A 15,088-nucleotide genomic window follows, 5' to 3' on the forward strand; every position below is an offset into this window, starting at 1 on the left:
GAATTTATTTGTTTACTTTTTGACTCAGTTTGCTGCTTCTAATGGCTTGTTTTGACTTGCCTTTTTTGGGTTATTGAATCACAAACTTAGGCCTTAATCTTATTTAGACTAATTATTGATTGCGAAAATGGTGTATTTCTAATGAATAGGAGGGGCTTTTCTGTCAACTGCACGAAAAACAGGATGAACGACATGTGTCATGGAGGGCTTCTTACTTTTTGGGTTAAGGAGTCGTTCGAATGAAATTATATGACTTGTTTTGAAGATGAATAAATGGACACGCAGAGAAATACTCTACCAGTTGGCTGTCATGCTTGTACTGCTTTTCTTCTTTTCGTATGTGCAGGATTACACTTTTGCGATAGAGCCATACAAGATTGCATTCTTTGCCAACTACATGGTAGCGGCTATGGTGATCAACTATGTATTGCTGCCGAAGCTCTACTATCGCAACCGCATGCTGCTGTTTGTCGCAGCAGTGGTGACGGTGATTGTATTGGTGATCTTGGTCGATGAGTATGGCTTGGAGCAGCTCTACTTTCCAGATACTCGGGGTACGTATTTTCCTGGATTGGTATTCACCTTGAGTGAGACTCTGCCGATCATGGTCATCTTTGTGGCTTTTAAGTTGGCGTGGGATTTTATCAAGAAGCAAAAGGAGGTAGAGGAACTGCGATCCTTGGCACAGGAAAACGAGCTACAGTTCCTTAAATCACAGATCAATCCCCATTTTTTATTCAATAACCTCAACAACCTGTATGCCTACGCCATAGAGAATTCGCCCAAGACCCCTTCGATTATCTTGGAGCTGTCTTCGGTGCTCCGCTATATGCTGTATGAGTGCAATTCGGAGCAGGTCAATCTGATACAAGAGGTCAAGCACCTCCAGGATTACATGGCACTCAACGAACTGCGGATCGAGCATAGGGGGGAAGTGTCGTTCACATCCGAGGTGGATCATGAGGGGTTCATGATTGCTCCGTTGATACTGATTGTGTTTGTGGAAAATGCATTCAAACACTCTACATCCAGTCAGTCCGACATGATATACATCCATGTGCGCATGGAGGTGAGTGCAGAGGGTATTTTGAATTTCGTATGTATCAATAGTTATTTGCCCCATACCAATACGGAAAATTTGGCTCATGGTATTGGTTTGTCCAATGTCAAGAAGCAATTGGGACTGGTCTATCCGGATAGTCACCGCTTGGAGATCCATGATCAGGGCAATGCGTTCGAAGTACGGTTGCAGCTAAAGTTAAAACAGTCAGATTATGCTTGAATGTGTGATAGTAGAGGATCAGCCACCAGCGCAGCGCATCCTCAGCAAGTTTATAGGGGATCACCCTGGTTTGAGTCTAAAGGCGACCTTTTCGGACGCAGTGTCGCTGATGGATTTTATGCAAAAGTCTAAAATAGACTTGGTTTTTTTGGATATCCATTTGCCTAAGATGTCAGGGTTGGAGTTTTTGAAGTCTCAGGCCGACCATCCTCCGGTGATCCTTACCACCGCCTTTCCTGATTATGCCTTGGAGAGCTACGAGTACCAGGTGATAGACTATCTGCTCAAGCCTTTTTCTGTAGAGCGCTTCAATCTGGCTGTGTCCAAGGTTGTCAGTACACGTCATACCGAAGACGACAAGGACGAACGGACGATAGTTATCAAGTCCGGGCATGAGCTCATCCGCATGTCACTGGATGATATCGTACTGATCAAGTCTGACGCAGATTATACAGAGATAGTTGGCGCACATGTCAGGCACTTGAGTGGCTATCCTTTGCGACATTGGCTCGAAACACTGGATGACAGTTTTTGCCAAGTACACAAATCCTTTGTGGTGCACCTCAAGCACGTCAGAAAGGTGTCTCACAACAAGGTGCAGCTCTCTGGTGCGCATACGGTCCCCATCGGACGGGTGTACAAAAAGGCCTTTGTGGAAAGAATAGCCTCCGTAGAAGATTACAGTTGACCTGCCCTTCGAATTTGAATCTGCGCTGCTTGAGGGTGAAGCGGAATTTGCGCTAAGGGGAGCTGCTTGCTCAGACGCTATCTACAGCCACTTTTCAAACAAATGGCGAATTGGATCTTTACGCGGCATATCTAGACCGTTGAGCAAATTGTTCCCTCTGTTGTTTTCTGCCAATGGATCCATTCCCAGGTCCAGTAGATATTTCACAATTGAATCGTCACCATCAAAACTTGCAACTGCCGTAGTTAGCAGCGTATTCCCATACGGATCACGGATATCCTTGTCTGCGCCGTTTTCTATCAGGAGCTTTAAGGCCTCTAGGTTGTTGCTCATAGCAGCCAAGTGACAGGCGGTATAGCCTGGTTTGGTCTTGACATTGAGGTCTGCACCGTGGGAGATTAGAAGTTCTAATATCTCTTGTAATTGTTTTCTTTCTTCTGTGGGGATTTTATACATACTTATGGTAGCATGTAACGGACATTGATCTGTATCTCCCATTTTATCAATGTCAAACCCCTCCTTGATTAATTTTTTAACTTGTGTATTTCACCTCTTAGGGTAGCCACATATAACCTATTGCTATTTGAACTCATAAATCTAATTTTCTACTTCTATTTGAGCTTCTTTATTCAAGAACCGATACTGAAGCATCATTTTGGCGCCATGATTTCAAGCTTCACGGGCTGAATATCAATACCGGTCACTTGGGCTTTTTCTAGAGCATTTTTTAGCCGTTCGGAGATATATGGAGAAACACCCCAAGGAATTCTGAAAAAGTCTGGTTCTGAGTTGAATTGGATTTGTTGTGGAGCAAGAATGCCTCCCCTTGTTTTTTTGTAGGCATCATAAAATTCATCAATGTCTCTCAAAGAGATCTCTTCTATCATCTGGGTACGTCCTCTATCCATTTTGAAGTAAGTAGAAGAAGCAAAATCAACCAGTTCACGAGACTCTGTGACATAAAACAGGAAGTACTCATGCACCTTAGTTAGGTCTGCCGAGTGTATGCTCATCGGAAATACTTTGGTGCACTCTAACCGAAATGATTCCAGTATCGATTTTACTTTTTCATTGACAACTAGACCTACTGTTTCTTGAGTAAAGGTACAACTCAACACATCTGTCAATTTAGCCGCTCGATTCAATTTGAATATATCCAATGGCAACATGGGGTCGGGCCATTCTCTCCTGTTCAAGGTTTGATATGCATCTCGTTCATCAACTTCAATCAGTCGAATGCCTTCATCGATCTGGTCGATGTGGCCTACTTCTTTTAGGGAGGTGCTTTTACGAATTCTGAAATAGTTCATTTAATCTGGTGGAATTATTGTTCTCAATCATTTCATCGAAGTATTTAATCACTTCGATTATTTCCTCTTTGATTTTCTCTGGACTCGCGGATATATCAATATTGTCTAGTTCCAGTAACACTTCATCACTGTATTTCGGATGCGAAGCATGCGTCCCCGACGTGTCAGCGATCATATCGCCAGCCTTATTTCTTTTGACAGAGCTACTATACCGCTTGAGCCACTTGCCATTTAGCTTACTATTGAAGTCAAAGCCGTTGTTTATTGCGATTCTTAGAGCTTTACTCTTGGCTATCAATTCTATTGGGATAATGTGATGCGCATTATAATTAGTTCCTGGAGGCATCCCAAGATTCGCGGCTAGTTTACTTCTGTTTTTGATAGCATTGGCAGGTGCGAGTCCTAGTTCTTTGACGGCCTTTTCATAGTCAAATGCATCTCTACCCACGATGTGGTTTCTCCCATCCGCCTCGATATTATTGTACTCGACTTTTCTGGCTGCATCGGTCATGTCATCAGCTTGTAGACTTTGCACATAGGCACTAGGGGTAGGGTTGTCTCTTTTACCTATTAGGTAGCCTTCTACTTCCTCCGAATCAGTTCGCTGACGTTTACGTCCCTTTTGCCTTTGGGCATATTCTGGCTTAGTCTTAAATGTGCCGTGGTCTCCGATTCTGTCGCCCTTTTTAATATTTACTTCTTTAACCTCCCCACTCGCCAGCAGTACCCAGGGGTTGACCTGCCCTTCGAGTTTGAATCTGCGCTGCTTGAGGGTGAAGCGGAACTTCTTGAAACGAAGCTGCTTCATGAGTTTTTGAGTCAGGTCGTCGATAGATTTGGCGCCTTTGAGTGTGCTCTTCTTCACGCCCTTCATCACGAACTTCCCGTTTTTGATAGCTGCTTGGGCACCACCTTGGGAGACGGCTGCTAGCTTGCGTGCTGCTTGTTTTTGATTCTTGATGTATTGTTTAGCACCTGCCTTGACGGCTTGTTGGGCGCTTTTCCTACCTCCTTTGGCTGTTTTGGCAGCTCCCTTGGCGGCTTTCATGGCTCCTTTGGCTCCAAAGAGAAGGGCCATGAGCAGTTCGATGGCCAGGATCACAAAGGCCCTGGCGAGGTGTTTGGCTCCCTCGACCAGATTGCCTGGCCATGCGCTAGAAAGATAACTACCCAGTCGCTTGGCTACCTGATAGACCAGCTCTGCGGCGAAGTAGGCGCTCATGAGCTGCATGATCAGCGGCAAAGCTGCCATGATCGCACCGCCTGTGAGTATATTGGCGAGGATCACTCCTGTGATGCCAGCGATCAATCCTGCGAGGATGGCTACTTTGTTTTCGCCCAGCCACTTCATCACGCCATCTTTCATCTGACCGATGAGGAAGGTTGCTCGTTCGCCCGGCGTGTGGAAGGGACCTACCAGATCAGGACTGACAGACTGTGTATCGACCGATGTAGTCTCCGTGACCTCTGCGGTGGTATCATCTTGTTGCAGTGCATCTGCTTTTAGTCCTTGGATGTCTTGGTCGTTGTGCCCAAACTCATGTGTCCCATCTCCCAATAGGCTGAGGTCTCTCATGAGTCCTCCATCAAGTGTGACTTCACTTGGGCTCGGCTCTACACTGAAATCACCCGCTTCGTAGGATGTTTTGTGGAGGATGCTGGCGTCATTGGCAGAGACTGGACTCGACGCTATCAGATCCTTTAGCTCGTTGGTACTGGGAGCGGTCTCCACGGCAGGAGGGATGATCTCATTGGGTAGTGGTCGGGTCACATCCTGCCCCAGCAACTCCTCGGATAGCTGTCCCCAAAACTGGCTGGGTGACTGCTGTGCAGACAAGACCAGGTGAGTGATGCCTTGAAGGGCGGCTTTTAGTACTTTGGCAATAGCCTCTATCGCAGAGAGGACCATATTGACGATCGCTTGATAGGCTTGGATATAAGCCACGATCACTGTGGCAACAAAATCCAGCAAGGCTTGAATGGCTGCTTTGAGCAGGTCGGCCAGTTTTTGAACTGCCTGGACGGCCAGATTGATCGCTGCATCGATGAGGGTCTCAAATTTCTTGGCTATACGAGGGAAGGCCGCAAACAATACTTTGATGGCTGCTTTGAGGATTTCACCAAAGGTCTTGATAAAACCTACAATCAGCTGGGTCGCCATGTCGATCAGTCCGGCGATAGCTGTTTTGGCTGCATCGATGATGCCATTGACAAGTGTGACCAGGGCATTGAAAATATTGCTGATCGCACTTTTGAGGTTTTCCCAGACACTGGATACATAGTCGGCCGCTTTGTCGAACCAGCTTTTGTCTTCTTCTGCTTTCTTTTGTTTTGCCGTTGCTTCAGACTTGGCGGTAGCTACGGCTTTGTTTGCCTCGGATTGCGCTTGAGACATTTTGGCGGCAGTCTGCTGGTTGGTTTGCGCGACTTGCTCTTCGATCTGCGATTGGGCTTGTGCACGGCTGGCTGCTTGCTGCGTGTCAAACTCATTGACCAGTTGCTTGTTTTCTGCTTGCCATGCGGCCTGGTGTGATTCGGTGTCTGCTTTGGCTTTCTGCTGTGCGGCTTTCTGCTTTGCGGTAGTTTGTGCGACTTCATTCGCCATCTTCTGCTCAAAATCCACTTTGGCTTCCGTTTTTTGCGTTTCGAGCGTGCTGCTGGCCTCTGTCAATTTGGCTTCTTCTGCGGCCAGTTTTTCGGTCATCGCTAGACTGGCTTGCGCGTTGAGTTGGTCTTCGATCTCTGGGACTTTGGTCTGGATGGGATCGATGGCGATCGGATTGATCTCGACTTCTGCTACGTCCTTTGCCTGAGGCTCTAGCCCCTTGGTCGATGGAGCAGGAGCGATACGGTCCAGTCCTGTATGGGCTTGTGTCCGATGGTCTGCGGCTTGTGCGGCTTTTTGAGTAGCGGTCTTGGATTGCTGTGCAAAGTCCCCAAGCTGCTCTGGATCAGTAGCTCCCTGCAATGGCAGAGTGGGAGCAGGTTCGAAGGGTGGTTTGGCTGCTTGGATGGCTTCTGCGGATTGTGCCGAATCGCCATCGGGTCTGGGAGTTGGAGACATAAGTGTGTCTCCTTTAACGGTCTCGCCTGTGGGGGCCAAGTCAGGGATTTTATTCTCACCCAGTGGAGGGCGCTTGACGGGCTTGGACTCACTGGATGCTAGACCCGTAGGGACTTGATCTACCGTCGGGATTTCTTCCTTGGCTTTGGTTGATTCTTCGTGAAGCTTGGTTTTGACTTGATCAGCTAGACTTGCTGCAGCATCGATTTGTTCGGTAGGTCGCTTTTGGATGTAGGCCTGTAGTACCCCTTCAGATGTATCAGCATTGGCTTTTTTAGTGTCTGTTTCTTTTTGCCCTTTGTCCTCCTTTTCACTTTCTTCTTGGCTTTCTTCTTGGTTTTCTTCTTGGCTTTTCGAATCTGGGGCCTGTGGGGTAGGTCGTGCGTCCACAGTGTCGCTGGTGGGAGGTACAGCAGAGGTAGAGGGGGGCACTGGTGTGGTGCTTGCTGCTGCGGGGTCCTCGCGTACAGCAGCAACCTCTGGTTGGTCAAAATGCTGTATTTCGGCCGCCCATAGAATCTGCGGAAACTGTGCTTTGAGTGCGCTGACAAATGCACTCGATCCCCAACCGAGCCCGTTGCGCACTACGTTGCTTTCGAAGCGTTTGAATTTCGCCCGAGTCCCTTCTTTCTCACGACGGTTGAGGCAGGCATTGAGGTAGGTCGTTTTGACGCCTTTGTAGTATTTGATAATCCCTTTTTCGAAGGCTTCTTTGGCTTTTCGTCGGCGGTTGATTTCTTGGAGTTTGGCAAATCCATCTCCCTGGCTGACTTTTGGTGCTTTTTCGTCTTGGGTGACGGGGGTGGAGGGATGGTCTGCGGCTACTTTGGCTTCTGTTTCTGTTGTGTTGGAGGAGCCGTCCTTTGGCACCATGCCTGGAGCGGGGGCATGTTTGCGACGATGAAAGTCCTGTATTTCCGAAAGGACCTGATCGTAGGAGTAGGACAGAGAAGCATCGTTGTGGGCGCGTTCTGCAACGTGTCGAAGGGCTTTGCGCTGATCGTCAGACAAAAATGCTGCATGGATGTACTTTTGCCGGAGCGATTCGGTTTCGTGCTCGAGCTCTTCTACAGGGTCTACGTATGCAATTTCTGTTCCCATGGACGGAGAATTAGGTTGGGTTAGGGGCTAAAATAAGGATAGAATTCTTCTTATGATCCGTTTTGAGGTGATTATGCAATGAGAAATCGTAGCGTCCGATGGCTCTCTCTATGCCTAGGGCGTAGGGAGAGCTGTCGGGTGTAGGGCTTGTAGAGCCAAAAGTAGAGGGCTTGTGGTGCATACAGCGGCTAGGACTTGGGTTTTATTGCTTGATGAAACGTTCGAAAAACTGCCCGTCACTATTTTGGATTTGGAGGATGTATGTCCCCGTATTCAAACCGGAGACGTCCATCATCAGTGTGCCATTGACGGAGTTGGTGTTGCCTTGGAGTATTTCTTGGCCGAGCAAGCTATAGATGACCCATTGCGAGGGAGGGAGCGGTTGTCCCTGTTTGCTGACCATGAGATGGTTTTGTGCCGGGACGGGGTACACTTGATAGCGCATGTTTTGCTCGTCCACCGATGTGATGAGGGGTGTTGCTTGGAGCGACTCATTGATGTCCAGTTGTACGGCTTGGAATACCTCCGGGCGAACTGGAGCATTGGGGTTGTCACGTGTGGTGTTGGTTTTCTCTACCCAAGCGATAAGGGCAAATCGATTGGGGTCAGCTTCTATAGGTACTTGCCATTCTACCTGAGCACTGAGGGTTTCACCCAGCTGTACGTCCCAGTCGGCCCATTTGGCATCTGCACCGTATTTGGGCAGAAACTTGACGAGTACGTTGTGATGCTGGCTACCGTCAGTGGCGGTGACATTTTTTTCGACTACAGCGATGTTTAGCGTGAGCAAGAGGTCCATACTGGCGGTATCCAAGGGGAGGTAGGGAGCGCTGGTACGTACGGCAGATGCGGTCACTTGGAGAGGCTCTCCTGGGACATAGTCTTCGTAGCTGAGAAATACATCAAATGCCGGAGAGAGTAGGGTCTCGGCGTTGTATTGTTGGTCTCCCCATGTACGAAAATCTTTATTCTCACCACCCTGACCATTGACTAGTGTAGTGCCGGTAGGGTAGGTCCCTCTGATGGAGTGGTCGCTGGCAGTGTTTTCACTGAAGTGATACCCATAGTAGAGTTCGTCTGGTTCTAGATCCATGCCGTGATACTGTATGTAGATGACGTCAGGATCCTGGGATCGATTGATGTCTTGGACATAGTCGTCGACGAGTTGTCGCTGGTCGAGTAGGTCAGAGGGGGCATTGAGGTTGGTGACGTGCTCGATGAGGTTTTTGCGGCTTTTGTTGTCGATGGTGATGTTGTCAAAGGCCACTCCGCCGTTGGAGCGGTTGTCCCCTAGATCCAAACTCGCGTAGGCAACTCTGAATTGTACTTGGTCACTGCCGTGGGTGCTCATGGATCGCAGGACATCAGACAGACCATAGGAGACAGTCTTCCATAGGCTTTCCTCTTCATCGCTGGTACCACTCCAGCCTACTATCCCGCCTCCAGGGCTTGCAGAGATGCTTTCGCTGTTGTACCAGTTGATGCCAACATTCGCTACTCCCAGCTGGACCCAGTCACTGTCTTGATCTGGTGTGTCCGCTTTGACTTTGTATTGGACTACTGCACCTTCGAGTGAAGGGCTGTCGTGGTAGAGTTGCATGGTCAATTTGGGTGCGGTGAATAGACTCAGGTCTATGCAGGGACTGGTGACCCAGCTTTTTTCGTTGTTGCCGGCGGTGTGCCAGGTGGAGGGCACGCCTTCCCACTCTTCCAGTGTCCAGCTGCTGTTGCGCTGGACATCCTCTAGCGAGGTGTTGGGGTTGTCAGAGGTAGCGATCCATCCGTCCTTGCCAGATTCAAAATCAGTGTGGTAGGTAGCATTCGTGATTGTGGCTTGTTCGAATAGGCTGACCTGCCGGGTGACCGAATCTGCGCATTGCATAGGAGTAGAGACAGTCAGCATTACGTTTTGAACTCCAGTATGGTTTGGGGTGAGTTGAATGCCTGTGTCGGGTAGGTCGTTGTCTTGATAGACGATGTGCGTGTCGTCATTGACGATGTGCCAGTCCCATAGGGATATGGTGTCTCGGTTGACGATGCCTTCGGTGGATAAGTCGTGGACAAAGAGACCGCCTTCGCAATTGAATGCGTATTCGAAATCAGCCTTTGGGTTGGCTCCCACGGCAACATTGACTGTGGATAGTGGGCTGAGACAGTGCGTTTCATCTTCTTTGAGCCTGACAGTCAGTGCATTGTCGGATACTTGGTCGTTTTTGATGCCGGAAGCATAGGACCAGGTTTCTTCGGACAAGTTGCCTTTGGTATCTAGCCAGAGTAGGCTGTATCCGGGAGTCTCGCTGATTTCAAGATTGGGCAGGAGTCCGTCCTGTCCTTCTCCGACGCAATAGATCAAGTTGGTATCGGCTAGTGCATCGGGTACTCCCGGGAGATTGTTTGTGTCGTTTTTGTTGGTGACCTTGATGTCCACGGTAGATTGTGCACTGATGCAACCGTCTGTGGTTACTTTTTCTACAATAAACTGGGTGGTCTCCAAATCAAGGTTTGAAACACCCACATCAAAGGTCCATCCGGTACCCAGTGCTTTGCCATTCTTGTCGTACCAGAGTAGGTTGCTATGGGCGACCGAATCGATTTCTACCGCTGGGAATCTTTCTCCACCATAGCCTTCACAATAGACCAATGTCTTCGCTTCTAGAGGAGCCGGGATGCTCGGGTAGACATTTGCAGTGGTCGCATTGTCGGTGATTTGGATGTTCATCACTGAGCGGGCACTGATGCAGCCGTTGGTTTTGACTTTTTCTACGGCATAAGTTGTGGTCTGTAGGTTTAGGTTCGAAACTCCCACGTCAAACGTCCAACCTGTACCTAGAAAATTGCCGATTCTATCGTACCAGTTGAGTACGACATTGTCTTCTGTAGGCGTCACTATGACTGCAGGGAGATTTTGACCTCCATAGCCCTCGCAGTAGACCATGGTGGTGTCCGCCAGCGCTTCGAATGCTTCAGGGTAGACGTTGGCAACTGAGGCATCATCGGTGATCTGGACATTGATGGAAGATTGGGGGCTGATGCAACCATCGGTTGTGATTTTTTCGACTTTGAATTCGGTGATTGCTTGCGTCAGGTTGGAAACACCTACATCAAAGGTCCAACCTGACCCCAAGGGGTTGCCTAAGCTGTCGTACCATTGCAAGACGACATTGTCTACTACAGGAGTGATCTCTACGGCTGGGAGAGCATCTACTCCATAGCCCTTGCAGTAGGCCAATGTCCTGTCTCCAAGAGCCGCAGGGACTTGAGGGTAGACGGTATCGTCAGTCGTGTCGTCCGAGATCTGGACCACTATATCGGATTGGGCACTGATACAGCCACCCGTCACGACGCGCTCTACTTTGAAGGTCGTGCTTTGTACTATGACGTTGGACACGTCTACGTCAAAGGACCAGCCTGTCCCAAGGAAATTTCCTGCGTCATCGTACCAGTGCAGTACACTGTCTGCTGCTACGGCGGTGATTTCTACGTCGGGCAGAGTTTCTCCTCCATAACCTCTACAATAGGCGAGGGTGGCATCTGCGAGCGCTGTAGGGACCTGTGGGTAGACGGTATCGTCAGTCGTGTCATCCGAGATCTGGACGACTACATCGGATTGGGCACTGATACAGCCACCCGTCACGACACGCTCTACCTTGAAGGTCGTGCTTTGCACTACGGCGTTGGATACGTCTACGTCAAAGGACCAGCCTGTCCCAAGGAAATTCCCTGCGTCATCGTACCAGTGCAGTACACTGTCCGCCGCTAGAGGGGTGATGTCTACTTCGGGCAGGATTTCTCCACCATAGCCTCTACAATAGGCGAGAGTAGTATCTCCTAGGGCAGAGGGGACCAAAGGCGAAACAGAGCTGTCAGTGATGTCATCTGAGATATTAACGTTCACTTGTGACGCATCACTGAAACAACCCTTTTCTGTTTTTTTGATCACATGAAAGACATAAGGGGCGGTAGTCGTGGTGTGGTTGGGAACTCCCACGTCAAATGTCCATCCCGTCCCAAGAAACACATCTTCGTCGTTGTACCAGCGCAATTCAATCGTGTCTACTGCTGGTGTGATTTCTACTGGCTTCAATTCGTCTCCACCATAGCCTCTGCAGTAGGTGAAAGACATCTCATCAAAGGCTTCCACCTTTGGCAATGCTTTGATGTTGTAGGTTTTGGTGCTCAAGCATTCTCCAAATGGTTCTCTAAACTCGGCAGTCAAGGTGTAGCCTGTTTCGTTGGCTACTAGTGAGTTGGCTGTAGTGATTTTTCCATTGAGGTCGTCTGTTGTCAGTTCCCTGAAAATCAACGTGGGTTCTTCCAACCAGCTCTGCGTTAAGTTGTCGTTGTTGGTGATGTAAAAAGTAGCGGTTCCTCTTTCTTCTACGCCGAGTATGAGATTGTCCCCATAGCAATATGAGGTAGTGTCAGTTTCCGCATCGGAGAGCGTCTCTGTTTGTCCATTGGAGAAGGTCTGTACGGTGGGTTCTACAGGTTGAGACACGTAGATGTATTGGTAGGTGGTTTTGGCGGTAGTGGTTTCTGGGGTGATATATTGTATGACGATGGGGATGGTTGTACCTGCGAGCGTCTCAGGTATGGCTGAGGGAGAGATCATGTATTTGCCCGCGGATGTATAGATCAAACCCGAGATGGAGCTTGTAATGCTACTCACCTCTACCCCGGTAACTTCACCAGGGATCCAAGTCAGTTGTGCGTCATCCATATCTTGTAGGCATACCGAACTATTGTTGAGGGCTGTACTGGAGAGTTGGCTGCCTGTCTCTGGGTCAAAATTGACGATAGTTATCACCGGATCTTGATAGTAAGGGTGGTATGAGGAGGTGGTACAGACCGGGTCAATGGTGACGCGAAAGTCGGTGATCCCTTGCTCAAACGACTTGAAGGGATTCCAGTGTGCGGTTTTTTCATCCCTATTGTAAGTAAGTGCACTATCTACGGGTGCAATTACTGATCCAGAGATAGTACCACTCAGTGGGGTGTCGTTGTTCAAGTCGAATATACTGGCATAGGCTTGGATGGTGACATCTTGGTCATCCCATTCAGAGCTTGATGTCCCTGGGGGGATCATGTAGCGTATGGATCTGCCGTATGAAACATTATGAGTTACTTTGGGGGAGACGTTACCATCAGTACCGGTCGTCACTTTGAAATAGACGCTATACGGATGTGGTAAACTCGGCTGAAAATGCAGCTCAGTGGGGCTGGATACGGTAGTCGGACAAGGGCCTGGACCTGATGTCGCAAAGAAGATCGTTCGTCCCTGATCATAATAGTCCGCATAGTCGACAAATATAGTATTTCCGCTGAAGGAGCCGACCAGAGAAATGACGTTGTTGTCATCGATCTTCCAAAGTTGGTCGTAGGAGTCATAAAATCTAAAATCTTCACTACAGACCGACTCATAGTCGGTCAGTGTTACAACAGCACTAGTGGGTGTTCCTCCGTTCATATATCCGTCTGTACTCGGGGATAGGGTGAATTCAGCGATGGTTCTTGATGCTGTGGTCCAGCCTGGGAAATCGTCGTGGTTGCTGAGTGTCGCTGTGATGGATTGATCCCCGGTGACGCTACCTCCTATGTAGACGAGTTTTAGCCCCGAGAGCGTGAGGAGATCAGCATAGTTGTCGGTGGTGATGTCATCGGGATCAAAACCAATGATCAATTGATTGTCTTGGCGTACGCCATCCGTGTAGACGTAGCTCAACTGGATTTGGGATAGGTCAATGTCTTTGTCTGTCGCATGGACGGATAGCGTGACCCCCGTAGTGTCAAATGCAAATGCGCTAGGAGCACTGATGGTCATGGATATGAGATCGTTTGGCGCTCCCGAATCAGGGTCCATGAATTGTCCTGGTTCTCCTTCAAACCACAAGATGTCACCTAGGTCTATGGCTGTCGCTGGGCACTGTGTGCCGAGGTCTCCCAGGTCTGTGATGGTGACGGCCATCTGGGTAGTGAAGGAAAATTCACCATCCACGGCCGGGTTATTGGCACTTTCGTCTGCTGCGATTCCACTCATGGCTACTCGATAGGTCGTAGAGTAGTTTGGCGTCAGTACGCCCGCAAGATCAATTGTAGCTACTTTGTCCGAGTAATTCACCTTGTTGTTTGGAACCAAGATGGCTGCTGATTCGGTCCCACTAGGCAGTGAGGTCGTGTAGATGGAGACATTGCTCGTCCCGCCATTCCCGTCTTTGATGTCTTGGGTATAGGTGACGGTGAGCTCGTCAAAATCAGGAGTGACATTCGTCCCTGCAGGGCTTGTGTCAACGGAAGTATCTATGGTCGGCGCTACGGCATCCGCAGTAGTGAAAGTAAACGACTCCCCAGTCGCTGCGGGGTTTTGGGCCGTTTCGTCTGCCCAGATGTCATTCATGACGACTCGATAGGTGGTGCCGTACTGTGGGGTGAGGGCCAGGGTTACTTCTGAGGAGTTGTTCGTGAAGTTTACGGCGACACTGGTGCCACTGTCTTCTGTGCCCCCCACTGTGGTGTATATCGTAGCGTTGTGGCTGCCCCCATTGCCATCGATGACGTCTTTGGTGTAGGTGACTGTGATCGAGGAGAAGTCAGGTGTCACACCTGTCCCTGTAGGATTTGTCGTGTCGATCGTAGGTGGTTCGGCTGTGGTGGTGAAGGAAAATTCACTTGTGGAAGCAGGGTTTCGGGCCGTTTCGTCTGCCCAGATGTCATTCATGACGACTCGGTACGTGGTGTTGTAATCTGGAGTGAGGAGGCTAGCCAAATCGATGAGTACATTGTTGGTACCGAAGGTCGTGCTGCTCTGTGGGATTTCGATTGGGGTAGAGTTGCCATTGACATAAATGGAGACATTGCCGTCCACCGTACCATTCCCATCTTTGATGTCTTTGGTGTAGTTGACCGTGATGGTGCTGAAATCAATCGAAGGTTTTTGGTCCGTGGCGTTGGTGGGAGCTTCAGGAGTAGTGCTGGAGATAGCGGGTGGTTCGTTTGTCGTGGTGAAGGTGAACGATTCGCCAGTCGCCGCGGGGTTTTGGGCATCTTCGTCTGCCCAGATGTCATTCATGACGACACGGTAGCGCGTGTTGTATGCGGGAGTGAGGGTCGGGGGGAGTGTGATTGTGGCGACAGAGGAAGAAAATGCTACAGAGGCACTGGTGCCCATATCTTCGTCTCCATCAGGTAGGGTAGTGGTGTAGATGGTTGCATTGTTGGTTGCTCCGTTCCCATCTTTGACGTCTTGGGAGTAGTTGACCGTGATGGTGCTGAAACCAATCGAAGGCTTTTGATCGGTGGCGTTGGCAGGATCCGATGGGGTCGTGGTGGATATAGAAGGAGGAGTGGCCGCTGCGGTGGTGAAGGAATAGGTGAGGTCGTTTGAATCCGTCCCCCCACGCTCTGTTACTCCAGTCAAGTTTATGGTATAGGTTTGATTATAATTGAAATTGAAGCTTGCAATAAAATCTATGAAAAAGGATTCTCTATTTCCAGGGGCGTAACCACTTATGCTGTAGTTTTCGTTACCAATTGTTTGAGAATTGTTTTCATTGTCTAGATAAGTAATTGTAATTTGATTTGAAGCCTCATTACTTGAAATAACTTCTTCAATGTCAATATTAAAGACTATTTCGATCTGATTTTGG

The 15,088-nt window shown here is 49.1% G+C and carries 6 protein-coding genes; 2 read left to right on the forward strand and 4 right to left on the reverse strand.

The window, feature by feature from the left end:
* Positions 1-265: 265 nt before the first annotated feature.
* Positions 266-1,282 (forward strand): sensor histidine kinase, encoded by a 1,017-nt coding sequence (locus BFP72_RS06145; protein ID WP_099598297.1) that lies wholly within the window; start codon positions 266-268, stop codon positions 1,280-1,282.
* Complete coding sequence (locus BFP72_RS06150; protein WP_099598298.1) at positions 1,275-1,970, forward strand: LytTR family DNA-binding domain-containing protein; 696 nt, start codon at positions 1,275-1,277, stop codon at positions 1,968-1,970. Before BFP72_RS06145 ends, BFP72_RS06150 begins: the two co-directional genes overlap by 8 nt.
* A gap of 81 nt (positions 1,971-2,051) precedes the next feature.
* On the opposite strand, the gene BFP72_RS06155 is transcribed toward BFP72_RS06150, so the two are convergent.
* The 4 genes from BFP72_RS06155 to BFP72_RS06170 form a co-directional block, all read right to left on the reverse strand.
* Positions 2,052-2,468 carry an ankyrin repeat domain-containing protein gene (locus BFP72_RS06155; RefSeq protein WP_099598299.1) on the reverse strand — a complete coding sequence of 139 codons (417 nt, stop codon included), beginning with the start codon at positions 2,466-2,468 and terminating at the stop codon, positions 2,052-2,054.
* Positions 2,469-2,620: 152 nt separating this feature from the next.
* Positions 2,621-3,280 (reverse strand): imm11 family protein, encoded by a 660-nt coding sequence (locus tag BFP72_RS06160; protein WP_099598300.1) that lies wholly within the window; start codon positions 3,278-3,280, stop codon positions 2,621-2,623.
* Positions 3,258-7,445 (reverse strand): AHH domain-containing protein, encoded by a 4,188-nt coding sequence (locus BFP72_RS06165; protein WP_099598301.1) that lies wholly within the window; start codon positions 7,443-7,445, stop codon positions 3,258-3,260. Before BFP72_RS06165 ends, BFP72_RS06160 begins: the two co-directional genes overlap by 23 nt.
* A gap of 202 nt (positions 7,446-7,647) precedes the next feature.
* Positions 7,648-14,859 (reverse strand): T9SS type A sorting domain-containing protein, encoded by a 7,212-nt coding sequence (locus BFP72_RS06170; RefSeq protein WP_158233306.1) that lies wholly within the window; start codon positions 14,857-14,859, stop codon positions 7,648-7,650.
* Positions 14,860-15,088: the final 229 nt, after the last annotated feature.

The sequence above is a fragment of the Reichenbachiella sp. 5M10 genome (assembly GCF_002742335.1).
GTDB lineage: Bacteria > Bacteroidota > Bacteroidia > Cytophagales > Cyclobacteriaceae > Reichenbachiella.

Coding starts and splice junctions, on each gene's coding strand:
- BFP72_RS06160 (WP_099598300.1), bottom strand. CDS start 3,280: ATGAACTATTTCAGAATTCGTAAAAGCACCTCCCTAAAAGAAGTAGGC.
- BFP72_RS06155 (WP_099598299.1), bottom strand. CDS start 2,468: ATGGGAGATACAGATCAATGTCCGTTACATGCTACCATAAGTATGTAT.
- BFP72_RS06150 (WP_099598298.1), top strand. CDS start 1,275: ATGCTTGAATGTGTGATAGTAGAGGATCAGCCACCAGCGCAGCGCATC.
- BFP72_RS06145 (WP_099598297.1), top strand. CDS start 266: ATGAATAAATGGACACGCAGAGAAATACTCTACCAGTTGGCTGTCATG.
- BFP72_RS06165 (WP_099598301.1), bottom strand. CDS start 7,445: ATGGGAACAGAAATTGCATACGTAGACCCTGTAGAAGAGCTCGAGCAC.